The sequence below is a fragment of the Gilliamella sp. ESL0250 genome, assembly GCF_013345045.1.
Taxonomy (GTDB): Bacteria; Pseudomonadota; Gammaproteobacteria; order Enterobacterales; family Orbaceae; genus Gilliamella; species Gilliamella apicola_H.
This window is the reverse complement of sequence record NZ_JAAEDV010000012.1, coordinates 81,304-105,183: the sequence shown is the minus strand read 5'-3', so window position 1 is coordinate 105,183 and position 23,880 is coordinate 81,304. Positions and strand designations below refer to the sequence as shown.

Sequence of the window (23,880 nt, the reverse complement as noted above, 5' to 3'; positions counted from 1 at the left end):
GGCTTCAGCTTCTTTTAAAATAGATACAATCTGATGTTCGGTCATTTTTTTCATAATTAAATCCCCTTTACTTTTATCATAGAGAATTTTCTACTTTTTTGCTGTACTATTTTAGGGGATAGTTACATAAGTATAAATATTGACATGCATGGTTTTAGAAAAAAGATGGTCATCCTTGGTAGCATAAATAGCTGGAAACTTGATGATTGGCTAGCGCTGTCTAAAATAAAAGATTGGAATGTAACTCAATTTTGTGATGGAGTTCGACTGGAAGGAAAAGGAATCGTGATCTGTTTATTACTAGATGGAAAAGTTGAAATGGTTACTCTTTCTTAAATTGCTCCTAGCTTTTTTCCAATATAGCAACATTGGCTGATTAATCGAGCAGACCGATCTAAACGGCTATACACAACAACTCAATTACGCTTGTCATTAAAACCGAAAAATCCTATAAGAAACCAGCTTACATTACCATACTTTCAGGTATTATGGTAAGGAATGCTTGCACCAAGTAATATCCTAAAAATTAAATCTATGTCTATAACAAAAGTTAACCTCTGTAACTAGGAGAATTATTAATGATTACCATTCATTTTGAATCTGGCAGCACACAAGAATTTGATGTAACAACATTTGATGGTTTCGATTTTAGTAATTCGATATTACATACAGCTATATTTACGGGATATTCATTGCGTGATGTTAATTTTAAATATGCTAATTTACGGAGTGTAAATTTTTCAAATTGTATTTTAGATAATGCTGATTTTGCCAATGCATTATTAATGAATTCAAATTTAATCAATGCATCATTATTAAATGCTCAGATGTCGAACTGCAAGTTAAATGGCGCTTTTTTACTAAATGCTAATTTACAAAGAGCTAATTTATCAGGCGCTGATTTATTTAATGCAAATTTCAATGGAAGTAATTTAAAAAGAGCAAATGTAAATGCAATGAGAATAAATGAAGCAAGTTTTATAGGGGCAATATATGACAAGTATACCATTTGGCCAAAATATTTTTCACCGGAGAACAATGGCGCTATTTTGCAATAAATATTATGAATAGCAACTTATTCTATTTTAACAAGATTAACATCTACCAAATGCTTCTGTTCTTGTCGTTAACCGTGCTGATTCAATTACTAACAGATGAAATAAAAGCAAAATCACAGATCTTAAAAAATCAGATTTGCTATTATTCATACTCCATTTAAAGAGAAGTTGGAAATAAATAATGCAATATTAATTCGTTCAAAAAGTGTGAATAGTTTTAATGCTAACAAAATAAACTGTTCGGTATTTTCAACGGATTTAGAGGGTAATAATGAAAGACTATATTATTTCATTTAGAGATAAACAGAGATATGCTCTTATCGAATATAACAAAATTGACAAGTTTGATTATTATTATGAAGGCGTGATTATTGAGTCTAATTTTCCGGAAGAAGTAATTTTTTTTATTAATGAATGTCATGCAATTATTAATGATATGGCAATATCACTTTTGGATGAAATTGAGAAAAAATTATATTTGTATGATATTGGTTTGGAAAAAAATTGTTCTAGAATTTTTGATATTCAATTTATCGATAAAAATAAAATTTCTTTTTTTACAAAATATCCATCAAGTCGGGGGTATTTAGACAAATATCCCAGTGATTAACGCTTTACTATAAATTGTAACAAAGGGTTAATTGTTTGCGTCAAACAAAAACTGTGATTGTGAACTGTCTGATTTGGTGCGCCTATATAAAAGGAGGATTAATATGTTAGATAAAGAATTACTTGATATTTTTGGTCAAAAGATTATTAGTTATGTTAGAGATCAAGCCATTTTCGAATTTGAAGCAATGGTTCAGGGTAAAATGAAATCTGAAAATATGGTTAAATTAAATAATGAACTAAAAATATTTGATAGAAATCAAATTGATATTTTAAAAAAAGTTGCTGTTATTGCTATTGATAGTGTTATTTACAATACATTAAATATGCTAGAACAAAATGAAGAAAATATGAGATTATTAATATCTAAAAATGGTAAAAATGAAAAAAACATTGTTAACATTAGTGATGGTTTATCTGGTGAACTTTTAACAGAAAATGGCTGGATAGAAAGATTTAGTCAATACAAATAAAGATTATATATCAGTGATATTTTTTGTTACAGCTATACAAGCTAGGAACAAAGGATAGATTACAGATAAAACAAATAAACTAGCACATAAACTAACAGTGCGCATGTTCTCCCTTGATGGATTATTTTATTAAGGTAATTAATATGAATTTAAAAGAAATAAATCACAAGATTTTATCTCTTCCTACAATAATGGGTATTTCAGCAGAAATATCAATAATAAAAGAATTAATGAACCTTAAATCTGATGATTTAATCAAAAATAAGGATATTTTTCGATGTATCGTAGAATCATTAGAACTATCTCATGGAGACTCAGGTTTTATGGAATTAACAAAAAATAATGAAAATATTTTTATTGATTTTTACCATTGGTTGAAACGAATAAATAAACAGTTAAATATAAATATCCACATAAATACTATAGATTGTTTTAATTTAACAGTTGAGGAAGTCAATAGACTCATGTCACCATATAAATAAAAGAAAATATAAAAATGAACTAAAGTAATAGTTGTAAATACCGTTTAATATTTATTTTGGGCAAGAAACATTGAATTTTTCTATTTCAAATTGCCGTAATCATTGGTAATACACAAAATGGTAGTTCAAAATTAACCTAACAGACAAATTATTTATCAGCATTCATTTTACCTGAATGCGAGTATGGTCAGCAAAATAAATCCTCTTGTTGCTCTTTCTGGACTAGCGCTTTTGTGTCTATCTAAGTTTTCCAAAGTGTTTTACTATAACAATACATTTCCCTAATATGTTTTTCCTTATTATAAAATTTAACTAATTGTGTAATGCTGTAATAGTGTATTGCATTTTGTGTGAGGTAATTATATGAGTGATATTAACAGTCTTATTAAGCGCTTAAATGATGAAGCTCAAGACGAAGTATATTGGCTTGGAGCTTGTGATGCATCACAAATTAATATACTCGAAAACAAGCTAAAATTATCGTTACCATATGAATTAAAAGAGTTTATTTTATTAGTAGGTGGCGGTGGTATTGTTGGAGAAGAAATATCAGGCATAGTTGATAATGATGCCTTGGCTGAGTCTGGAGGAGCAATTTATTATGACACTTATCAGTGTCGCAATGAATACACCTTACCATCAGATATGGCGGTTATTTATTTTAAAGATGACGATGTATGTTGGTGTGTTGATTGTAGAAAAGATACTTATGGGCAAATAGTTAATTATGATCTTTTCTCAAAAAAAATATCAGATATCCTTGCACCGTCATTCAGCATTTTTTTTGAGGAATATGTCAATCTACACACATAACTTATAGCCAAAATATTCTAAAGATGATTTATTTAGGCCTTACATGTTTTATTATAAAAGTGATGCATTTTTAGACTTTGATTGACATGATATAGAGCATTTTTTATTTGGGCTACCTTATTTCAGTTGTTGATTAAATTCAACCTTTGGATGTCACAATTTAGCTTATTGTTTTCTGTTATTGATAATGGCGGGCATTGCAAGCAAAATATAGCTGGTCAACATCATCTTCATGAAACTATTTACCAATAACTTATGAATACCAAGCTGCGACAACAACAATACAAGATTTTGGATTATTATTCAGGCAAGCAAGCAAAATTATATTAAAGATATAAGCGACATAGTTAGTTCTAAATCGATAAACTTATTAAAGATATTCTTAAAGACTACAAAATAAACTTTCTAAAATTAATGAAAACATGGTTAGAACCTTTATGAGACAATCTGTTAATGAACTTATTAAAATGGGACCTTTGCCTTCAGAAACGTGTTCTGATATTGACTTTATTCAGAAATATCAGAATATTTTACATAGCATTCAACCACCCTTATCAAACGAAGAAGCCACTAAACTAATTACACTCTTTGGTAAGGATGAAAGTTATGGGTTAGCGTGGACATTATTACATCTTATTGAATCAAGTGCCGATTTTTCTATAGATAAGCAATTGTTAAAAAATACAAATCCATGGATTGAGCTATTACTAAAGCGAACTATTAATAAATAAAACCAAGATAAATTATAATAAATCATTAAATTAAAATTTATTTGTTGATAACATGTCTAACACTAAGAAAATCGTTCAACATTGAATGAATTAAAATACTAACCTGTAGCAAAGATTAACACAAAGTGAACTTGATGAGTTCAAAAGTATATTATGATTATATAAAGTTTAGAGAGAAAAATGTATTTATTAGAGCATATAAATCCGTCAGGAACCGTGAATCAATTTCATCTTGATATATCTGAAGATGGGTTAATGATTTATGAATCATGTATTAACTATGTCTTAGAAAATTGTAGTGATAAGGAAATTTATAAAATTACTGGTTGCGAAAATAAGGAGACTTTAAAAGAAATACAAAAAAATATTATAACTATTTTATACTATTATGCTGCAAAGGATTTATTGCTACCCCGATATTTTGATCCTCATAATAGGTATACAGAACCAAATGAATTATCATGGATGGGAATAAATATAAACAGGCAAAATAAATAGATTCGTGTTGAGTTCAAAAAATTGTCTCTAGATCTATGCTGCTTTAACGACAAAATGATAGAGGTGGGCACTGTCTAATATTTTGGGGAGAATCACTCAGTTTTCCAAAATGGGAAAATGCGTTAAATCATGTTTTTAAAAATGAGGTGAACTAAATGGATATTGAAATTGCGAAAAATAGATTAAAAGAATTCATTATTGCTATGAATAATTGGGAAATAGTTTGCTATCCAAAATTGAAAAGTGATTCTTCAGAAGAAGCTTATTTACAAATGACTAAAGATTTGAATTTTATATTTAATAATTTTTGTACAAAAAAAGAGCGGAAATATGGTCGACAAGCTGCATTATCTTGTGGAAACCCACCAGAGTACTCACCAGATGAAGAGATATTAAAAATAGAAGAACTCAAAGGTAATAAAGTAATTATTTACACTCAACAACAAAATCGTGCAAAAAGTCAATTTCGTTATACCTTGCATTACAAAAAACATGAGTGGCGTATTGATAAAAAAGAGGTATATGATAAGTTTGATAATAACTGGGACAAATATCCATTGTAATAAATTGAAACTGCTTATCCTAAAGGAGTCCTATAATGATTAATTTAATAATTAATCCTGATTCTATTCGTGTATCAAAAAATAAAGTATCAACTCAAATATTTTCGGAAATATATTTCCAAATCGGAAATATATTTTTTCCAGAAAAGAAATGGGATGATTTTACTGTCATTATATTAAGTTGGTGGTTAAAGGAAGCTTGTAAAATTAAAAAAAATAATATAGCTAAAGCTCATTTTAGTTTTATGGATGGACCATTCTATTTTGAGGTTCATTTTGTTAGTGAAACTTGTAATATTGAATTTATAGAAGATAGATATGATAAAAAAGAAGTAATATATAGCGGTAAAATAGAATGCCTCCATTTGTTTAACCTATTAAAGAAAAATGCAAATTTATTGATTCGAAATATACCTAGTGAAGCAGAAAACTTAAAAGATGTAATAGAGTTGAAAAAAAATTTAAAATTGATACAAAACCATGTGAAAAATTTTTAGATAGGTAATTGCAAAGAATCATAATATAGAGTAAATAATTTTAGATACCAACAAAATCCTCCTAACTATACAATTGATAGATTTAAGATGCATATTGTAGCCAAAACATCTGCTCTATAACCAGAAAAGTTAACTGATCAAACATATAGATTGCTAAGGATTTATATATAAGAAAATAACATAAGTCCCAAAATAAGTGCGTCCGTTTACAACGCAAAAAGACTACCAGCGTACCATTACGATGCCGAACACTGCCTGAAAGAGGTACGCATCGAATAAACAGACCGCAGCCAGTGTTACGGCTACGTTTACGACGCCTTAGGCCGGCGTATCGAAAATCATTAAATAGACCGCAAACCCTAACCGTACCCGCTTCCTGTGGGATGGCTTAAGAATGACTCAGGAAGCCGCCACGAATCACCCTACCAGCCTGTATATATTTATACCGACCAGAACAGCTTACCGATGCACACGGCGAAATACTTTAGGCATGTAGCTTTCAGTTATGGTGTAAGCGCATTCATGAAATCGAACACGAATTAGTAGAGCAAAATCTCAGATATCAAGGACAATATTTACACAGAAAAACCAGCTTACATTACAATACTTTCAGGTATTATGATCCAGATATAGATAGATTTACCCAGCCGGATCCGATTGGGTTGCTGGGTGGTTTTAATCTGTATCAGTATGCGCCTAATGGGTTGACTTGGATTGATCCGTGGGGATGGGCTGCTTGTCCGAATAATGGTAATGGAAAAAAACACGGTGGATTAGCTCATAATAATTTTATTGACAATATTATTAAGAATGCTAGAAAGCTAGGTGCTAGAAACATCCGAAAAAATCAACGTCAAGTAGATATTAAAGGTAATGAAGTTGGTAAAAATAGGCCAGATATTCAATTTGATTTAGGTGGTAAACACCATAATATTGAAGTGGATACAACATTAAAGGGTAGCCTTGGACATCAGAATACAATTCCAAGACTTGATCCTAATGCCAGAAATACATTTTGGTTAATTGACAATTCAGGAAATATTTTAAATGGCTTTTCAATATATGAATAAGATGTTAGCGTTTTCCATAGTTAATAGTAATCTCACAGAGATTGAAAGTATTATTCAAAATGGATTAAACTGGCCGTATGAGCCTCAAAAAAGTAGAAAACTAATTGAAGAAATACATTTGAATATTCAAAAAGGTGGTGCTCTACCACCAGTAGGAGCTTTTTATTATTCATGTGTGAATGATAATAAACTAATCTTTGTATCTAATTCATCTGATGGTTGGGATTCCTTACTTTATTGTATAACGGAAGCAAACCATTCAAGCTATCTATCATTTAGGATACTAAGTGGAGCTTACCCTTTAATAGAGATGAGTTTTACCGATTCTGGAGAAACTGTCCGCTTAGTTAGGGCAATGAAAGAAGATAAATGGCTTTTTTATGAAAAAGGTGATCTTTTGTGGTTTGAAGACAAAGAACAATATAATAAAAAGCGAATTAGAGATAGGGTTACCTATGATCTATTACTTTCATATTCAAAAAAGAATGATATCGACTTTTCTTCCTCTAATTTTTTTAAAACAAAAAAAGAATCATTATGGGTATATACAATACGATAGTTTTAAAATAGCGAAACAATAAAGGTTACTAGCACAGCTGTAAAAGTAAGCTTTACCTAACCAGAAGGCCATAACAAATGCTTCGGCCATACTAAATTACTGCCATTAATAGCAATATTAAAATAAAATCAGGATATTAACGTTACGTGACCGTCTAAACGTCAACCGATGGTGTACGACCCACTGGGCAACCGCATCACCACCACCCTGCCGGATGGGCGTACCATCAACAGCCTATATTACGGTTCCGGCCACCTGCACCAGATTAACATCGACAGCCACATCATCAGCGATATCGAACGCGACAACCTCGACCGATTGGTAAGCAAAAAGCACAGCAAATACGGCCAGACCGATTATCGCTATGATCGCACCGGCAGAATCGAAGGCTGCCGCAACCAGAGATACTGGGAAACCCTGCAATACGATGCCGCTGCCAACCTGCTGGACAGCAAATACAGAGAAGACTACAGCAACCACAACCTGATTCGCTGTAACCAGCTGCTGCATTTCAGAGGGCACCACTACCTCTACGACGCCCTTGGCAGACGCATCGAAAAACAGAAGTTAGACCGCGAAGGCAAACCTTACAACCGTACCCGCTTCCTGTGGGTCGGCTTAAGAATGATTCAGGAAACCGGCCCGAATCACCCGACCAGCCTGTATATCTATACCGACCAGAACAGCTACGACCCACTGGCACGGATAGATAAACGAGGTAATGAGCCAGAAAGGGTAATGTACTTCCACACCGACCTGAACGGCTGTCCGGAAGAGCTTACCGATGCAAACGGCGAAATACTGTGGGAATGTAGCTTTCAGTTATGGAGAAAGCGGATTCATGAAATCGAACACGAATCAGTAGAGCAAAATCTCAGGTATCAGGGACAATATTTAGACAGAGAAACCGGCTTACATTACAATACTTTCAGGCATTATGATCCATATATTGGTAGATTTACCCAGCCGGATCTGATTGGACTGCTGGGTGGCTTTAATCTGTATCAGTATGCGCCTAATGGATTGACTTGGGTCGATCTACTTGGGTTGAGCTGTAGTTTTAATAGTAAGTCGAATCGTTCGCGTAATAATGAAACAGGACGTTTTACCAAACGCCCAACTGATCCATCAGAATTAGTTAAAAATGGGAGGGTGAATAAAGCAGACATAGATGCATGGGCCATACAAGGAGGAATACCAAATACTTCCTATGCTGATCCTAATCGTTTCCCCAAAGGTGGATTTAAGTATGAAGGTGAAGGATATCAAATACATGGACATGGCATGGATCCTGCTGCACAAGCAAAATGTGCCAACATCAAATTCATCAAATGAACCAACAGCAAGTATTAAGAATACTACAATTGATAAGAATTATAGAACAGATGGAACATGGGGAGAATTTGACTGTGATAAAAATGCAGCTCATATTCCATTAGAGGGGTCAGGATATTAATTTATGAACGAGAATATACTGTACAAATTTTTGAAAAATAAACCAACCTATTTAGATTATGATGATGAACTAAAGCTAATGGATATTATGACTAAACTACCTATGAGTTGGCTCATTAAAAATAAAAAGGAATTTATTGATGCTTTAGAGGAATTAGAGATCTCACATACAGAAACTGGATTTTTATATCAAGAGAAATGTGACGATATTATATTTGATAATTTTTGTGAATGGCTAAAAGAAGTAAATAATAAAACTGGCATAGCGACATTAATCTATATTAAAGATTTGAGTTCGGAAGGAATAGATGAATTTAGAAAATGTCTTAGAAAAGATGAAAATACAGATAAGTAAGATCTAAACAATAATGGGGAGAATTTAAACGAGATAGAAATGCAGCTCATATTCCATTAGAGGGGTCAGGATATTAATTTATGAACGAGAATATACTATACAAATTTTTGAAAAATAAACCAACCTATTTAGATTATGATGATGAACTAAAGTTAATGGATATTATGACTAAACTACCTATGAGTTGGCTCATTAAAAATAAAGATGAATTTATTGATGCTTTAATGCATTTATCTGACTCACATACGATAGGTAGTGGATTTTTATTACAAGAGGAATGTGACGATATTATATTTGATAATTTTTGTGAATGGCTAAGAGAAGTAAATAATAAAACCGGCATAGCGACATTAATGTATATTGATGATTTTGATCCGAAAGCACTAGGACTAGATGAATTTAGAAAAAATATTAGAAAAGATGAAAATACAGATAAGTAAGATCTAAACAATAATGGAGAGAATTTAAACGTGATAGAAATGCAGCTCATATTCCATTAGAGGGATCAGGATATTAATTTATGAACGAGAATATACTATACAATTTTTTGAAAAATAAACCATCCCTTTTACATTATGATGATGAACTAAAGCTAATAGGTATTATGACTAAACTACCTATGAGTTGGCTCATTAAAAATAAAGATGAATTTATTTGTGCTTTAGACCAATTATATGACTCACATACGGATGGTGGATTTTTATTACAAGAGGAATGTGACGATATTATATTTGATAATTTTTGTGAATGGCTAAGAGAAGTAAATAATAAAACCGGCATAGCGACATTAATGTATATTGATGATTTTGATCCGAAAGCACTAGGACTAGATGAATTTAGAAAAAATATTAGAAAAGATGAAAATACAAATAAGTAAGATCTAAACAATAATGGAGAGAATTTAAACGTGATAGAAATGCAGCCCATATTCCATTAGATGGATCAGGATATTAATTTATGAACGAGAATATACTGTACAAATTTTTGAAAAATAAACCGTCCCTTTTAGATTATGATGATGAACTAAAGCTAATAGGTATTATGACTAAACTACCTATGAGTTGGCTCATTAAAAATAAAGATGAATTTATTTGTGCTTTAGGGCAATTAATTGACTCACATACGGATGGTGGATTTTTATTCCAAGAGGAATGTGACGATATTATATTTGATAATTTTTGTGAATGGCTAAGAGAAGTAAATAATAAAACCGGCATAGCGACATTAATGTATATTCATAATTTTGAACCGAAAAAATTAGATGAATTTAGAAAAAGTCTTAGTAAAGATGAAAATACAGATAAGTAAGATCTAAACAATATTAGATCTAAATCTTTATACGTCTTGAATTGGTATTTAGGGGTAAAATTATCATAATTTATTAAGAAAAATTTTTAGTCAATAAATATTTAACAAAATAAAAGGCTATTCATTAATACTAGAAAGTGCCGAAAGAACTGATCGATGCCAACGGCGAATTACTGTGGGAATACAGCTTTCAGTTATGGGGAAAACGGATTCATGAAATCGAACACGAATCAATAGAGCAAAACCTCAGATATCAGGGACAATATTTAGACAGAGAAACTGGCTTACATTACAATACTTTCAGGTATTATGATCCGGATATAGGGCGCTTTACCCTGCCAGACCCGATTGAGTTGCTGGGTGGGTTTAATTTGTATCAGTATGCGCCTAATGGGTTGACTTGGATTGATCCGTGGGGATGGGCTAAAAACCCGTGGCTAAGAGGAGGTTTGATAATGATGCAACAGTCGATGATATTAATCAGAACATTGAAGCTGTAAAACGAGCTTTACGCAATGGTGGCGGTAAACATGAAAAATTTCCTGTTGTGCTAGCAGCTAAGACTAAATCATTAGGATTTACTGCTCAGGAATTAAAAGCAATGGCCGTATCAACAAAGGATATTTATTTTGTAGATATTGAAAATAAAAAAACTGGGATCCTAATTCAAGGAGATCATCATAATAGCAATGCTAGTAAATATTTTCATGATAATCTAATAAAGAAATTAAGCGGTGTCAAATCGAAAAGAGAGGCTGAAAGAACTATAATGTCAATGCATAATAAGCATATAAGATATAAATCTAAATGTTAGTCAATTAAGGATTAGTTAGCATGAGTAAATTTAATTTTGATAAAGTTACTATTCTGCTATGGATAGGTAATAATTTTTCATCAGATGAAGAATATCAACACTATTTTGAAGAAATTGAAAATTTACAGATTGATTCAGATGAACCAACAAGCTTATTTTGTGCAGATATAGGCGAACTTGTTTACATGCCAGAACGGCTTGTTATGCCTAATAGGCTTTTTTCATCCCAGAACATCAATTGGATTATTGATAAAATAAAAGTAAATGAAAGTGAAAAGAAAAAAATTAATGAAAATTGTACTAAATTAGGTATTACAACTGCCAATGCGGTATTCTGGTACATTAATAATGATCCGTGGTTAAATTTGGAGGTACAAAAACCTTATAAAGAAAATTATAACGGACTTAAATATATAGGTGAATTTAATGCGGATACTAAATACCCATCATATGGGTCTGAAGATCTTTCATCGGATCAATATCTATGGATAGGAACCAATTTTATGCCAGTTGAGGAATATAATAAATATTTTGAGCTGGATTATGTTGCTGAGGAATTAGATGACCCTGATTATAAAGTTTGTGGGTTTTGTAAAGATGTAGGCAACAATTGGTATGATGAGGATTTTATTGGTTATCCTAAACCACTGAAAAAAGAGATTGATGTAGGAAAATTAATTGATAAATTAATCTCTCCCGAATTAGATTGTAGACAAAATATTATCGAAAAATGTCACCAACTAGGCATAACCAAAGCCAATGCATTAGTTTGGTATAAAGCAAGTGAAGTAGCGATTAAAAAACCTTATAAAGAAAATTATAACGGACTTAAATATATAGGCGTATTTAAGTTTTAATATCAACATGCGGATTAATATTGTACGCTATTTGTAAGAATACAACTATTGAAGATGATTTACCAGTATCCTCATCGAACGCAGCTACCAGTACGACAACCTCGACCGGCTGGTAAGCAAAAAACACAGCAACCACAACCTGATTCGCTGTAACCAGCTACTGCATTTCAGAAGCCACCACTACCGCTATGACGAGCACGGTCGAACCCAAACCAAACAAAGCATCGGCGCCACCCAGCACTACCACTACGACGCCGAACACCGCCTGAGCGAAGTACGCATCGAACAAACAGACCGCAGCCAGCGCTACGGCTACGTTTACGACGCCCTTGGCCGGCGTATCTAAAAGCATCAGCTAGACCGCGAAAACCAACCCTACCACCGTACCCGCTTCCTGTGGGACGGATTAAGAATGATTCAGGAAACCGGCCCGAACACCCTACCAGCCTGTATATCTATACCGACCAGAACAGCTATGAACCACTGGCGCGGATAGATACAGACGGCAACCAAGATAACATATCCGCTACTTCCACGCCGACCTGAACGGCTGTCCGGAAGAGCTTACCGATGCAAACGGCAAAATACTGTGGGAATGTAGCTTTCAGTTATGGGGAAAGCAGATTCATGAAATCGAACACGAATCCATAGAGCAAAACCTCAGGTATCAGGGACAATATTTAGACAGAGAAACCGGCTTACATTACAATACTTTCAGGTACTATGATCCAGATATAGGTAGATTTACTCAGCCAGACCCGATTGGGTTGCTGGGTGGGTTTAATCTGTATCAGTATGCGCCTAATGGATTGACTTGGGTGGATCCGTGGGGATTAATATATAAAGCTCCAAATGGCTATAAAAAAGGTGATGTAGACGTACATGGTAACTTATCTCCTAATGCAAATAGAGCTTTAGGCCATAGAAACACTAGATCTGATGGTTCGTACAAAGCCATCATCCAAAACAAGATGCTTGGGCTAAAAGAAATATAACTAGTTATCGAAGCAATGCTGCACCAGCAACATTATTACAATCTTCTGGTTTACCACATGCTAACATTAGTCAAGCACAAAGAGCTAGAAGATCACTTAATGAAGGATGGAATACAACCTTAAAACAAGAATTCAACATAAGTTACAGAGAAATGCTTGACGCCGGTGTACCTAAAGCACAAGCAAGAAAAGTGTTAAACGATTCTTACAAATATTTCGATAGAATTAGAAGTGATAACATAAATAATCCTTTTTTTGACTTATAGAATATTAATTGAATGGTAAATTTTTTATGGAAAAGAAATTAATTATAGAAATGTTGTATATTCTTGAAAAAGAAATCAATATCAAATTTCCAAGTTTATATGTAAGATTTTTGTCAGAAGAGGTTCAAGATAAAGAACCATATGAATTAATCACTGAAAAAGAAGAATATATATACATATATAACATATATAACATTCAAGAAAGAAATGATGTATATAGTATACAAAACATTGAACCCAATTATTTTTTAATAGGCCAAAATGGTGATATAGGCTATTTTATATACGTCAAGAAAAATAATGAGTCTGATAATATATATAGTTTGGATTTAGGTGCTTTAGGTTCTTTAGAAATGAATAAAGAGGCAACTGATATTTATCACTTAGGAAAATATATCGAATGACATATTTGTAAACATGAATAATACTAGCCGTATAATTTTCTTATAGAATTGAGAATGACAACTGAAATATAGAATATAATGTCTTGAAAAATGATTATGGAGAAGTGCCTTAATCGATAGAAAATGTATAAAAATACATTTTTATCAAAAAAAATCGCATATAAAACTATGCTATGCGTTTTATATTATTTAATGCTGCCAGCTACTGACCTATACCGACCCTGCCGGCTACAGCACCACTACCACCGCGACCCGTGCGGACTGGTACACACTCGCATCGGTTCCGCTGGACGCAAACTCGGCTTTAACTACGACGCCTATGGCCGCCTCAACACCCAGTTCAAATACGACCGCAACAGCTGTGTGCAACACAAACAGATACAGCGTAATCAGAATCCCATCCCGCCCAAATCACCCTACCAGCCTGTATATCTATACCGACCAGAACAGATACGAACCATTGGCGCGGATAGATAAACGAGGTAATGACCCAGAAAGGGTAATGTACTTCCACACCGACCGAAACGGCTGTTCGGAAGAGCTTACCGATGCCAACGGCGAATTACTGTAGGAATGTAGCTTTCAGTTATGGGGAAAGCGGATTCATGAAATCGAACACGAATCCATAGAGCAAAACCTCAGGTATCAGGGACAATATTTAGACAGAGAAACCGGCTTACATTACAATACTTTCAGGTACTATGATCCGGATATAGTTAGATTTACTCAGCCAGACCCGATTGGGTTGCTGGGTGGATTGAATCTGTATCAGGATGCAATGGGTTAACTTGGGTGGATCCGTGGGAGGGGGGGGCCTAAACTTAATCGACGACAGGCTTCAAATTCAGAAGATTTAGGTTCACATGGAAGATATTATGAATATAAAAATGCACAAGGACATAAACTTGTCATTGTAGAACATACAAATGATCCAAGAGCCAAAAGTGCTCATACACATGCAGGTCAACCAAAACGTGGCGCCAATTCAATGACCTATGACTTCAAAGAAGAGCGATATCTAAAGATTATTGATCCGTTAACAAATGATCATCACATATATTATGAATAATAAACTCGAAAAAAAATTACTTTATATAAAAGCAAAAGAATATGTTAGCCAATTAAAAGGAATTGAATCATTTACAATTTCATATGTTAATGATGAAGATTTTGTTTGGTATAAAAAACAGCTTAAACTTTTTTTCAAGATTGAGCAAATTGATAGTAGAATGACATTGGATCACCCAATTAGCAAAAAAAAGCTGATTGAAATTGTTAATAAAACTTTGAAAAATAATGGCTTTTCAAAATGCATTCAACTAGTTGAAGAAAAAATTGCTATTCACTTAAATATTAATAATCTAGATGATTTTTTAAATAGTATATTTAGATACAATCAAACTTTTGATTTATCATTATTGTTTTTAGAGCCTGAAAGGATACTGGTTATTAATGATGATGAATATGAAGTATATCTTCATTATTGTATAAACAATTAGAAATATGCAGTTAGGGCACACTAAAAGAGCTAACCAACGAAAACAGCGAAATCGTCTGAGAATGCAGCTATCAGCTCTGGGGTAAGCGCATTTAGGAAATTGAGCATCAATCAATAGAGCAAAATCTCAGATATCAAGGACAATATTTACACAGAAAAACTGGCTTACATTGCAATACTTTCAGAAATTATAATCCTGATATTGTTAGATTTATTCAGACAGACACTATAGGTTTAGCTAGCAGATTGAATCAATATCAGTATGCACCTAATGGGTTGACTTGGATTGATCTGTTAGGTTTAATATTGAAGAAAAATATAAACCATAACGGGTACTATAGGTGAAGAAATTTCTTCTACAAATAGAGGAAATAAATATAACTCGTTTGACCATAAGCGCTAAGCCCTCTGATGACAGAGTTATAGTATTCAAAGAAGCTTATCATAGTATGCAAGGCAATAGTATAAATGATCGTATAGGAAAGGAAAATGCTGATGAGTGATTTCAAACTATGGGGTTGGGATAAAAAAACACGCACCATGCTACGGTTTATCAAGGCAGGAGACATATTCTGCTTTAAGCTGGATGAACAGAGATATTGTTTTGGCAGAATTATTATCAAAATTTTTATTGGTCATGTTGCCGAGCTGTTTGATAACATTTCTAATTCTCCTGATATATCTGAGGCAGAAATCAAACAAGCCCGGCGATTGATTGAACCAGTGATATTAGACAGCTACTCATTATTTGATAGGAAATCAGAAGGTGAGTGGAGAATAATCGGGCATCAACAAAACTATGTGCCTACCGATATGAATGGCGTATATTTCACCTATGGAGAAGAACCGTGGTGTAAAAAAATGGATATTTGGGAAAATGAAATTCCTATATCTGGAAAAGAAGCCGAATCCCTACCTCGTGTAGCGCCATTGGGTGACTATAATATTAGAAAAGAATTATTAAAGGATATCTGAAACCATGCTGGGAAGGGTATGATACTTTTTCCAGCTTTTATTTATTTCAGGAGTAGTACTTGTGCTATACCCTGAAACCAGCACAATAATACTAAGGTTAATTAAAAATTCCACTTGGTTTTACATCAAACAATATCTGTTAATCAATTTAACACCTGCTTATACCCACCCGTGTATGGATTACCGGTTTTGAAATAAATAATTTCACGTTCTGAAAACATCTACAGGCCCTACCAAGACTAAAAACCACCGGTGCTACTCAGCACACCACCACGCCAAACACTTTCTGAGCGAAAAGTACGTATCGAAAAATCAAAGCCACACAGCCAGTGTTAAAACTACATCTATGACGCTCTTGGCCGGCGCATTGAAAAACAATCAGATAGACATCGCGAAGGCAAAACCTCAGATATCAGGGACAATATTTAGACAAGGAAACCGGCTTACATTACAATACCTTCAGGTATTATGATCCGGATATAGGTAGATTTACTCAGCCAGACCCGATTGGTTTAGCTGGTGGGTTTAATCTGTATCAGTATGCGCCTAATGGGTTGACTTGGATTGATCCGTGGGGATTAGCGTTACAAGGAGTGGATTTTACAGGTTCTCCAGACTTATATCCTGTAAAAGAAGGTCAAAAAAATATTGTTCAAATCAAAATGCAAGGGAGTAGGTCTAGAGATTTTACTGCTGCATTTAAAGCGGCTGGAATCAAAAAGAAAGATGCCAAAGGATATACTTGGCATCATGTTGACGATTTTGATCCGAAAACTGGTAAAACTACTATGCAATTAATTAAAAAGGAAACTCATAAAGCAATTAGTCATAAAGGCTCAGTTTCTCAATTTGAAGAATTTTCAAGGATGACATATGGTTCAACACAAGCTGTAGACTATTCATATAAACAAGGGTGGTTAACAGGTAGAGTACCAAAGAGGCTAAAAGAGCTAAAAAGTAAATTCTGTTAATTAAAGACGCAATATAATTTGGGAATTAATATGATTAATATAGATAACTTTTATAACTGCGAAAAAAAACTGACTGATAAAGATTTAAATGCTTGTGAAAAGAAGTTAGGTATCACAATTCCAGATTCTTTAAGACAGCTTTACCTTAATTGTAATGGCGGAATGGTATATAAAGATATTTGGAAAACAACTGTCCCTCCATATAAACTCCAAATCTCAATATTTATTCCAATAAAATATAACAAAGATTTTAGAAATGATCCGGATTTTTTGATAGAAGGAACAGCTTCGAAATTTTGGGATAACGAAAACTTACCTAAAGAATTATTGCCTTTTGCTCTTGATTACAGCAATGGTTTTTTGTGTATAAATATTAATACTGGTGCGATATATCAATACCTCAGATTAGAATGGGACGACACTCTAAATACAGAACAAAATTTTAAAAAAAATAGTATCTATTTATCTGATTCATTAGAAAATTTTTTAAACACTTTAACTTATGATGAAGAGCAAGATAAAGAAGAAACCTTTGAATATGAAGATATTAAACCAAGAGCAAGCAACAAATTCTATGACTCTGAACAAGCAATTAATACCGCTGACCTAAATGAGGTTGAAAAACTCTTAAAGATAAAAATTCCTGTTCAATTAAGACAATTCCTGTTACAACACAATGGTGGAATGCCAGAGAATAATACTTGGCTTGATCCTGAAGGTGAATTTGAAGAGGTTGCAATTCATGAACTAATTCCCATCAAATACTATAAAAAGTTTAATAATAACAAGAACTATTTAATGCCTTCCAAAGCAGAAAATTTATGGGGTAGAAAGTTATTACCGGAAACTTTTTTACCTTTTGCCATTGACGCGGGCGGTAATTATTTCTGCATCGATATTAATAATGGAAAAATATACTACTACACTCTTGACACATGGTCAGACAATTTATCTTTAACGGATAATCAAGATATGAATACTCGTTTTCTATGCAATAGTTTTAATGAATTTATTTCTAAATTAGTATGTGAAGATGATCTAGATGATTTATATGGTTCATAAATAATAGTCGTAAGGTTAACCTCATCCCTGTTGGTATTGAAGACAATATTTACACAGAAAAACCGGCTTACATTACAATACTTTCAGGTATTATGATCCAGATATTGATAGATTTACTCTGCCAGGCCTGATTGGGTTGCAGATGACTTGAATCTGTACCAGTATGCAGCTATCCCGCCTTGACTTGGGAGATCCTTGTGGGGAGTTGTTTAAAAATTCATTCGTGAATAAAAGAAAGTAATAAATTTGTTAAAGAAGCCGAGATTACAGGAAAATCGCATTAATCAAGAATCGATCATTTAACAGAACAACTTTTTTAGGTAATAAAAAACTATTAGAAACAAATCTATAGATCATAGAATTTCTCAAACTAGAGCTTAAAATGAGGATCATTTATTTCATGAGCATAAATGATGGTATGAAATATTAAGTAAATCTAATAAGGCTAATCAGTAATCAGTGATTAATGAAGTTTTAAAAAGTATTTGGTAAAGGAAATTAGGAATTATGAATATTAAAATTTTAAAATATGATCAAGATGTTAATGTGGTAAATGATAATGTTGATGTTGAAGTTTGTTTAGATAATGGAAAGCGGTATGTTGCAACATTTTTCACTATCGAAAATATAATTTCAATTTTGAGTAGGTATAAAGAGACAAAAGAGTGTTGTAATGGTTTATATTTTTGGGCATCAGATATGATTATTGTTGAAAGTTTGGATAATAATGTAATAAATAAAACAATACAGGATTTGATAAAAAACGAAGAATTTCATCATGCTTTTTCATTATTAACATAATTAATAAATTTAGAAAAGATCGTGCATCTAAATCTGCATTATCAAATAGAGATTATAATGTTAGAATTAAATCATCTTGTTATATAATTATATGAAAATATTTAATTTATTGAATATCAATACCAGTATGACATCATGAACGACTGGTGAGCAAAAAATACAGCAAACAGGGACAAAATGACTACCGCTGCGACCATTTCTGAATGGCGACGGGAAAATCTAATCGATGCAAACAGCAAAATATTATGGGAATGCAACTATTTACGGTTTTAGTGATTGTTAATCGGCATATAGTGTTCCTATCAAGTTAAAATATGAGGTATTTATGGCTTTGGATTTTATGGCATCAAATAATCAAAAGAAAATAGATGAAAACACACCGATATTTTCACTTGGAAAATCTGATCATGATTTATTATTCAATAATGCGATACCATTAAATCAATACCCAACAATAAAAAAATTTCATAATTATTATGCTGATAATACTGTGTTATATGGAGAAATTCAGCCCTTAATAAAGGAATTAAAAAGGCTTATTAAAACAAAAAAGTTACAGCTTGAATCGATTAGTTCTTTTATTGATTTTTTAGAAAAATCATTTAATGATGGTTTAAATATATACATATGCTGTGACTAGACAGCTTGATTCATACATCAAAGTCAAATCTGAACGGTTGTCCAGAAGAGTTTAGCAATGTAAACAGTGAAATACGATGGGAATGTAGCTATCAGCCTGATGGACTGATAAAAATAACTGATATTGTAAGACCAACCTATTACAGCCTATCCTTATATTCCAGGAAATTAAAATGGAAACAATATTCAATATTAAATATAAAAATCCTATAGGCGATATTGATAATGATATTGATGATGAACTAACTCCTTTTCAATATGCATTGGAAGAATTGAGAAGATATGTTGATTGTGAGTTTTTTATTAAATTGAAAGATGATTACAAAGTAAATCTTGATCTTTATCCTGATATAACAATATGTTATGAAGAGATTGTTAAATCTGTCAAACGAGTAAAAAATAATTGGACAGGCAAAGGTGATATTTGGTTTTGTGAGCAAGGTGCTGATTTTTACTTCTATTATGACATTAAAGATAAAGGTGTAGAACTTGAATATAAGAAGGGACCAGATGTAGGCATATATAATGGAAAAATTCCTGATATGAAACTTGTTATCAGTAAATTAGAGTACATACAGATTTGGGAAACTTTATTTAAAGAATTATCTACGCTTATTGAAGAAAAACTTAATAAAAAAATTAATTTACCCTTTTAATAATGTTTAAAAGTATTTAATTGGTTTGGAAAGTATAAATATCAGTCCAATGACCTTGTACGGTTCAGCAACAAACAGCCACGTTGTTATGGCAATGGAGGTACCAGTCCAACCGAAATAGAATACTCAGTTTTCCAAGATGGGAAAATGCGTTAAATCATGTTTTTAAAAATGAGGTGAACTAAATGGATATTGAAATTGCGAAAAATATATTAAAAGAATTTATTATTGCTATGAATCATTGGGAAGTTCATTATTATCCATTAGTAAAAAATGATTCATCAAATGATATTCGTTTAAAAATGATGAATGATTTAAATTTTATATTTAATAAATTTTGCACAAAAAAAGAACGAAAATATGGTAGGCAAATTTCATTAGGGTGTGGAAATCCGCCTGAATATTCGCCAGATGAAAAGATATTAAAAATTGAAGAATTAAAAGGTAATAAAGCAGCTATTTATACCCAAGAACAACATGGGGTTGAAGATCAATTTCGCTATACTCTGCATTATACAAATCATGAGTGGCGTATTGATAAAAAAGAAGTTTATGATGACTCTGACAATAAATGGAAAAAATATGTACTGTAACAGATAAAAACAAAAACTAGCTTATGATCCGATCGACAACATCAGCATTATCAATTTGTCTACTGTTAACCAAATACGATGCAAAACACCACTTTAGGAAAACAAGTACGAATCAATAGAGTAAAATATCAAATATTACAGGGACAATATTTAGACAGAAAAACTAGCTTACATTACAATACGTTTAGTTATTATGATCCAGATATTGGTAGATTTACTTAGCTCGTCCCGATTGGAATGCTGGACGAACTGGACCAATTAATATGGGTAGTGATACGGCTAAAAAATTAGGTATAGATAATATTCTACAAAGATTATCTAGAATATCTGGAGATAGGCCTGTAAATGCTATGATCTTTAAGACTTCAGTTGAAGTCAAAGCTAAAGGAATCAGAATTCCAGAGAAATGTGGCGGGCGATAAATGAAAAAATTATATTTTCTAAAATATGGCAGTAATAAATCTAAAAAAGAGATAAGTGAATTGTTGAATAATAAATGGGATATAACTTGCTCTGAACATGATAGCTCTTATTTTGGGGTGTACTTCTCTTACTGTGGTTTTTATGCGGACACATTAACTATTACAGATAATTATATCCCGCTATCCGACGAGTGGTTAGATGAAGAAAATAAAGAATTCTGTACATTAATAAAAGTATCTTTTATCAATGGAAAAAATGCTGATAAATTAAATAGATATAATTTTTTAAAAAATGTACTTAATCAGGTCGATATTCTATCGATGATAAGTGACGAATATTTTGAAGAAAATTAATCAATAAATAATATGACACCGATTGAGTATAAAACACTAAAAAAAGCAGCATGATTTTCTACTTGAATCTTGTACTAAGTTTGGGGTATTTACACTTATTACCGTGTTATTTTCAGATAAAATACTGACATTGCCATATAGGTGATTAAATATTTTTGATTTTCTGTTTAGTCTTGCTACAGGTAATTCTGGTTCTCCCATCGTTTCATCAATAAGAGAATCAGATGAGCCGACATGCAATTTTTTGATGTGTAAGCTGTTAATAATATCTATTAACTCTATTTGAAAGATCGGTTCCCATTCTTTATTCATTATTAACAACCTATTCCCTATTCACCATAATCAATAAGCGCTTTAATTTCATCTAATTCTTCGACGGTAAAACTTTTACACAGCAAAGAAATTAATTCAAAAAAATGGGATTCTATTTTCTGATATTCAATATCCATTAGCGATAAATCCTTGAAAAGACTTTATTCGCAATTGTTTAATAAAGTCTAGCATCTGAACGTGGTTCAATTTCTCTTTTTCCGAGTTTGTTTATTTTTTCTAAGATCAAGTCATAGCAATAAAAGGTATCGCCATTTTTTTTTAAAGTTACGCCTTCCAAACAAACTTTATATATTCCCTTCGGAATATCTGCATTATGCCAACCTGTATATTCTTCCCATTCCCAAAAAACAGACATGTCGGCAATATATAAGTTTCCAGTAACATTAAGATAAAAATATTTATCGCTGAATATAACCCGTCTCTCCTCGTTACAGGGAGATTCATTTAAAAACAAACGAACAACATAACCACCATCATCAATGCCCATGATAGGTAACGCAATTCCCTTATCAAGCACAAAGTCGCCTTTGTCTGTTGTTGTAAATGTTTTAAGTATATTTTGCCCATTGTCTATTTTCCCACCAAAAGGGATCTGTATTCCTGGGTAGTCAAAAATAATTATACCGTTAAAATCAACATCAACGAATATTGTCTTAATCACATTTGCCTCCTACACCCATTTTAACAAATTGGATACTGCAAATTATCAAATAATCACGAAACGGTATAGAATCCTGAATATTTTTTACAAAAATATAACCCAAAGAGTGAACACCGCATTTTCATTAAAGTCCTTATCGCTTTCCGCTTCCATTCATTTGCGGGCAGATAGATTTTGTACATGTTTGATTGATACGATGATTATCACCCATTTTAACCAATAGATACTGCAAATTATCAAATAATCACGAAACGGTATAGAATCCTGAATATTTTTTACAAAAAATATAACCTAACAAGTAAAAAGACAGCCATTTGCCAAATTACGGTAAGCAATGCGAATCATTCTACCCATAAACTATTTCAAGAATTTTATATCTTTTTGCGGTCACATTTCTTGCTACAATTTTACTCATTGATGAAGTGATTAGATAACCTTTTATATGAAAACAGAATCTAAATAGAAAATCACAAAGTATAAGTTTATTATAGAATATGAGGATAAGATCAACATCAAATTTTAACGGGAAAATGTACAAAATTTAGGATTTGCATATGTATAATAAAAATAAGTTTAGCGCGCTTGATATCAATCATTTTTTAGATCTAAATGAATATTATATCAAAGAAGATTTTTCATATGCTGAGATACCCGGAACGGCTAATATTTGTGGTTATCACATTATATTTTTTTATATTGACGATAAGATTGAGGTTTTATCCATTGATTCTGACGTTATGAATAATACTTTCCTGCTTGATAAAGCCAATCAAATTCTAAATTTTCTGGGTTTTGATTTTAAATTAGGATGTCCGTTTGTTTTAACTGATATGTTTAATCATAACTATATTTTTAAAGATCATATCTATGAAGATCATATGCGTTACTATTATGAAGTGGATGAACAATTAATTGTCCTTGGCATTACTTTTGCAGGAATTTTAGTGTCATTTGAGATAGTGAATAATCAGCGTATTATTGATAATCGTCTTGAATATCTAAAATCTTAAATATAATTTTTATATTTAAATCAATGACTAATATTAAAATATAATACTGTAAATATCTGATATCTTATTTTTAATGCTCTTAATTCATGTTATTCCAT

The 23,880-nt window shown here is 32.2% G+C and carries 36 protein-coding genes and 5 pseudogenes; 38 read left to right on the top strand and 3 right to left on the bottom strand.

Annotation, left to right across the window (positions count from 1 at the left end; genetic code table 11):
- Positions 1 to 165 precede the first annotated feature (165 nt).
- The 20 genes and pseudogenes from GYY69_RS10190 to GYY69_RS10095 all read left to right on the top strand — a co-directional run bounded on the left by GYY69_RS10190 (position 166) and on the right by GYY69_RS10095 (position 12,142).
- Entirely contained in the window at positions 166 to 336 is a 171-nt protein-coding gene (locus tag GYY69_RS10190; RefSeq protein WP_174797564.1) for a hypothetical protein, read from the top strand.
- A 242-nt stretch (positions 337 to 578) separates the two neighbouring features.
- A complete protein-coding gene (locus GYY69_RS10185) occupies positions 579 to 1,058 on the top strand; it encodes a pentapeptide repeat-containing protein (RefSeq protein ID WP_065639011.1) in 480 nt (159 codons plus the stop codon).
- Between the two features lie 271 nt (positions 1,059 to 1,329).
- Positions 1,330 to 1,668 carry a hypothetical protein gene (locus GYY69_RS10180; protein WP_174797563.1) on the top strand — a complete coding sequence of 113 codons (339 nt, stop codon included), beginning with the start codon at positions 1,330 to 1,332 and terminating at the stop codon, positions 1,666 to 1,668.
- A gap of 103 nt (positions 1,669 to 1,771) precedes the next feature.
- Positions 1,772 to 2,140, top strand: a complete 369-nt coding sequence (locus GYY69_RS10175) for a hypothetical protein (RefSeq protein ID WP_174797562.1) — start codon at positions 1,772 to 1,774, stop codon at positions 2,138 to 2,140.
- Between the two features lie 143 nt (positions 2,141 to 2,283).
- Positions 2,284 to 2,622: a hypothetical protein gene (locus GYY69_RS10170; protein WP_174797561.1), complete on the top strand. Its 339-nt coding sequence runs from the start codon at positions 2,284 to 2,286 to the stop codon at positions 2,620 to 2,622.
- A gap of 363 nt (positions 2,623 to 2,985) precedes the next feature.
- Complete coding sequence (locus tag GYY69_RS10165) at positions 2,986 to 3,435, top strand: SMI1/KNR4 family protein (RefSeq protein WP_174797560.1); 450 nt, start codon at positions 2,986 to 2,988, stop codon at positions 3,433 to 3,435.
- A gap of 437 nt (positions 3,436 to 3,872) precedes the next feature.
- Positions 3,873 to 4,166: a hypothetical protein gene (locus GYY69_RS10160; protein WP_174797559.1), complete on the top strand. Its 294-nt coding sequence runs from the start codon at positions 3,873 to 3,875 to the stop codon at positions 4,164 to 4,166.
- 180 nt (positions 4,167 to 4,346) lie between these two features.
- Positions 4,347 to 4,664, top strand: coding sequence for a hypothetical protein (locus GYY69_RS10155; protein WP_174797558.1), 318 nt, complete (start codon positions 4,347 to 4,349; stop codon positions 4,662 to 4,664).
- Positions 4,665 to 4,819: 155 nt separating this feature from the next.
- Positions 4,820 to 5,227, top strand: coding sequence for an NTF2 fold immunity protein (locus tag GYY69_RS10150; RefSeq protein ID WP_160430438.1), 408 nt, complete (start codon positions 4,820 to 4,822; stop codon positions 5,225 to 5,227).
- A 35-nt stretch (positions 5,228 to 5,262) separates the two neighbouring features.
- Complete coding sequence (locus tag GYY69_RS10145; protein WP_160430439.1) at positions 5,263 to 5,724, top strand: hypothetical protein; 462 nt, start codon at positions 5,263 to 5,265, stop codon at positions 5,722 to 5,724.
- Positions 5,725 to 6,242: 518 nt separating this feature from the next.
- A complete protein-coding gene (locus GYY69_RS10140; RefSeq protein WP_174797570.1) occupies positions 6,243 to 6,794 on the top strand; it encodes an RHS repeat-associated core domain-containing protein in 552 nt (183 codons plus the stop codon).
- Positions 6,772 to 7,353 (top strand): hypothetical protein, encoded by a 582-nt coding sequence (locus tag GYY69_RS10135; protein WP_174797557.1) that lies wholly within the window; start codon positions 6,772 to 6,774, stop codon positions 7,351 to 7,353. Before GYY69_RS10140 ends, GYY69_RS10135 begins: the two co-directional genes overlap by 23 nt.
- A gap of 168 nt (positions 7,354 to 7,521) precedes the next feature.
- On the top strand, positions 7,522 to 8,688 hold the full coding sequence (locus GYY69_RS10130) for an RHS repeat domain-containing protein (protein ID WP_202984993.1): 1,167 nt from the start codon (positions 7,522 to 7,524) through the stop codon (positions 8,686 to 8,688).
- Positions 8,689 to 8,812: 124 nt separating this feature from the next.
- Positions 8,813 to 9,163, top strand: coding sequence for a hypothetical protein (locus GYY69_RS10125; RefSeq protein ID WP_174797556.1), 351 nt, complete (start codon positions 8,813 to 8,815; stop codon positions 9,161 to 9,163).
- Positions 9,164 to 9,243: 80 nt separating this feature from the next.
- Positions 9,244 to 9,603, top strand: a complete 360-nt coding sequence (locus tag GYY69_RS10120) for a hypothetical protein (RefSeq protein ID WP_174797555.1) — start codon at positions 9,244 to 9,246, stop codon at positions 9,601 to 9,603.
- A gap of 80 nt (positions 9,604 to 9,683) precedes the next feature.
- Positions 9,684 to 10,040, top strand: coding sequence for a hypothetical protein (locus GYY69_RS10115; protein ID WP_174797554.1), 357 nt, complete (start codon positions 9,684 to 9,686; stop codon positions 10,038 to 10,040).
- 80 nt (positions 10,041 to 10,120) lie between these two features.
- Positions 10,121 to 10,471 (top strand): hypothetical protein, encoded by a 351-nt coding sequence (locus GYY69_RS10110; RefSeq protein WP_174797553.1) that lies wholly within the window; start codon positions 10,121 to 10,123, stop codon positions 10,469 to 10,471.
- Between the two features lie 140 nt (positions 10,472 to 10,611).
- Positions 10,612 to 10,893 (top strand): annotated as a pseudogene (locus GYY69_RS13190) (RHS repeat domain-containing protein); the annotation flags it as partial.
- 11 nt (positions 10,894 to 10,904) lie between these two features.
- The gene (locus GYY69_RS10100) at positions 10,905 to 11,285 is read left to right on the top strand and encodes a hypothetical protein (RefSeq protein WP_160430444.1); all 381 of its coding nucleotides are present in this window, start codon (positions 10,905 to 10,907) and stop codon (positions 11,283 to 11,285) included.
- Positions 11,286 to 11,305: 20 nt separating this feature from the next.
- Complete coding sequence (locus tag GYY69_RS10095; protein ID WP_174797551.1) at positions 11,306 to 12,142, top strand: immunity 22 family protein; 837 nt, start codon at positions 11,306 to 11,308, stop codon at positions 12,140 to 12,142.
- A 157-nt stretch (positions 12,143 to 12,299) separates the two neighbouring features.
- Here GYY69_RS10095 and GYY69_RS10090 read toward each other — a convergent pair whose 3' ends face one another.
- The gene (locus tag GYY69_RS10090; RefSeq protein ID WP_174797550.1) at positions 12,300 to 12,494 is read right to left on the bottom strand and encodes a hypothetical protein; all 195 of its coding nucleotides are present in this window, start codon (positions 12,492 to 12,494) and stop codon (positions 12,300 to 12,302) included.
- A gap of 169 nt (positions 12,495 to 12,663) precedes the next feature.
- On the opposite strand from GYY69_RS10090, the gene GYY69_RS12710 reads away from it, so the two are divergent.
- The 17 genes and pseudogenes from GYY69_RS12710 (at position 12,664) to GYY69_RS10015 (ending at position 21,778) form a co-directional block, all read left to right on the top strand.
- Complete coding sequence (locus GYY69_RS12710) at positions 12,664 to 13,137, top strand: RHS repeat domain-containing protein (RefSeq protein WP_342354077.1); 474 nt, start codon at positions 12,664 to 12,666, stop codon at positions 13,135 to 13,137.
- Complete coding sequence (locus tag GYY69_RS13185) at positions 13,134 to 13,403, top strand: hypothetical protein (RefSeq protein WP_446718900.1); 270 nt, start codon at positions 13,134 to 13,136, stop codon at positions 13,401 to 13,403. Before GYY69_RS12710 ends, GYY69_RS13185 begins: the two co-directional genes overlap by 4 nt.
- Before the next feature lie 26 nt (positions 13,404 to 13,429).
- Positions 13,430 to 13,807 (top strand): SMI1/KNR4 family protein, encoded by a 378-nt coding sequence (locus GYY69_RS10075; protein ID WP_174797549.1) that lies wholly within the window; start codon positions 13,430 to 13,432, stop codon positions 13,805 to 13,807.
- A 400-nt stretch (positions 13,808 to 14,207) separates the two neighbouring features.
- Positions 14,208 to 14,585 (top strand): annotated as a pseudogene (locus tag GYY69_RS13180) (RHS repeat domain-containing protein); the annotation flags it as partial.
- Positions 14,586 to 14,603: 18 nt separating this feature from the next.
- Positions 14,604 to 14,876 carry an HNH/endonuclease VII fold putative polymorphic toxin gene (locus GYY69_RS13175; RefSeq protein ID WP_446718899.1) on the top strand — a complete coding sequence of 91 codons (273 nt, stop codon included), beginning with the start codon at positions 14,604 to 14,606 and terminating at the stop codon, positions 14,874 to 14,876.
- The gene (locus tag GYY69_RS10065; protein WP_174797548.1) at positions 14,869 to 15,306 is read left to right on the top strand and encodes a hypothetical protein; all 438 of its coding nucleotides are present in this window, start codon (positions 14,869 to 14,871) and stop codon (positions 15,304 to 15,306) included. The genes GYY69_RS13175 and GYY69_RS10065 overlap by 8 nt, the downstream gene beginning before the upstream one ends.
- Before the next feature lie 116 nt (positions 15,307 to 15,422).
- Positions 15,423 to 15,605: pseudogene (locus GYY69_RS13170) on the top strand (RHS repeat-associated core domain-containing protein); the annotation flags it as partial.
- Between the two features lie 195 nt (positions 15,606 to 15,800).
- Complete coding sequence (locus GYY69_RS10055) at positions 15,801 to 16,280, top strand: immunity 26/phosphotriesterase HocA family protein (RefSeq protein WP_174797547.1); 480 nt, start codon at positions 15,801 to 15,803, stop codon at positions 16,278 to 16,280.
- A 398-nt stretch (positions 16,281 to 16,678) separates the two neighbouring features.
- Positions 16,679 to 17,251: pseudogene (locus GYY69_RS13165) on the top strand (RHS repeat-associated core domain-containing protein); the annotation flags it as partial.
- A 30-nt stretch (positions 17,252 to 17,281) separates the two neighbouring features.
- Positions 17,282 to 18,313: an SMI1/KNR4 family protein gene (locus GYY69_RS10045; RefSeq protein ID WP_174797546.1), complete on the top strand. Its 1,032-nt coding sequence runs from the start codon at positions 17,282 to 17,284 to the stop codon at positions 18,311 to 18,313.
- A gap of 43 nt (positions 18,314 to 18,356) precedes the next feature.
- Positions 18,357 to 18,490 (top strand): annotated as a pseudogene (locus tag GYY69_RS13160) (RHS repeat-associated core domain-containing protein); the annotation flags it as partial.
- A 330-nt stretch (positions 18,491 to 18,820) separates the two neighbouring features.
- Entirely contained in the window at positions 18,821 to 19,114 is a 294-nt protein-coding gene (locus tag GYY69_RS10040; RefSeq protein WP_174797545.1) for a hypothetical protein, read from the top strand.
- Between the two features lie 325 nt (positions 19,115 to 19,439).
- Positions 19,440 to 19,754, top strand: a complete 315-nt coding sequence (locus GYY69_RS10035) for a hypothetical protein (protein WP_065637501.1) — start codon at positions 19,440 to 19,442, stop codon at positions 19,752 to 19,754.
- 172 nt (positions 19,755 to 19,926) lie between these two features.
- On the top strand, positions 19,927 to 20,409 hold the full coding sequence (locus GYY69_RS10030; RefSeq protein ID WP_174797544.1) for a hypothetical protein: 483 nt from the start codon (positions 19,927 to 19,929) through the stop codon (positions 20,407 to 20,409).
- Positions 20,410 to 20,594: 185 nt separating this feature from the next.
- Positions 20,595 to 21,002 carry an NTF2 fold immunity protein gene (locus GYY69_RS10025; RefSeq protein ID WP_174797543.1) on the top strand — a complete coding sequence of 136 codons (408 nt, stop codon included), beginning with the start codon at positions 20,595 to 20,597 and terminating at the stop codon, positions 21,000 to 21,002.
- 263 nt (positions 21,003 to 21,265) lie between these two features.
- Positions 21,266 to 21,424, top strand: coding sequence for a hypothetical protein (locus GYY69_RS10020; protein WP_174797542.1), 159 nt, complete (start codon positions 21,266 to 21,268; stop codon positions 21,422 to 21,424).
- Positions 21,425 to 21,778, top strand: coding sequence for a hypothetical protein (locus GYY69_RS10015; RefSeq protein ID WP_174797541.1), 354 nt, complete (start codon positions 21,425 to 21,427; stop codon positions 21,776 to 21,778). It abuts the gene before it with no gap.
- Positions 21,779 to 21,814: 36 nt separating this feature from the next.
- Here GYY69_RS10015 and GYY69_RS10010 read toward each other — a convergent pair whose 3' ends face one another.
- Both GYY69_RS10010 and GYY69_RS10005 read right to left on the bottom strand, forming a co-directional pair.
- Positions 21,815 to 22,090: a hypothetical protein gene (locus tag GYY69_RS10010; RefSeq protein WP_174797540.1), complete on the bottom strand. Its 276-nt coding sequence runs from the start codon at positions 22,088 to 22,090 to the stop codon at positions 21,815 to 21,817.
- A 175-nt stretch (positions 22,091 to 22,265) separates the two neighbouring features.
- Complete coding sequence (locus tag GYY69_RS10005; protein WP_174797539.1) at positions 22,266 to 22,772, bottom strand: hypothetical protein; 507 nt, start codon at positions 22,770 to 22,772, stop codon at positions 22,266 to 22,268.
- 554 nt (positions 22,773 to 23,326) lie between these two features.
- Between GYY69_RS10005 and GYY69_RS10000 the strand changes: the two genes are divergently transcribed.
- Positions 23,327 to 23,782, top strand: coding sequence for a hypothetical protein (locus GYY69_RS10000; protein ID WP_174797538.1), 456 nt, complete (start codon positions 23,327 to 23,329; stop codon positions 23,780 to 23,782).
- Positions 23,783 to 23,880: the final 98 nt, after the last annotated feature.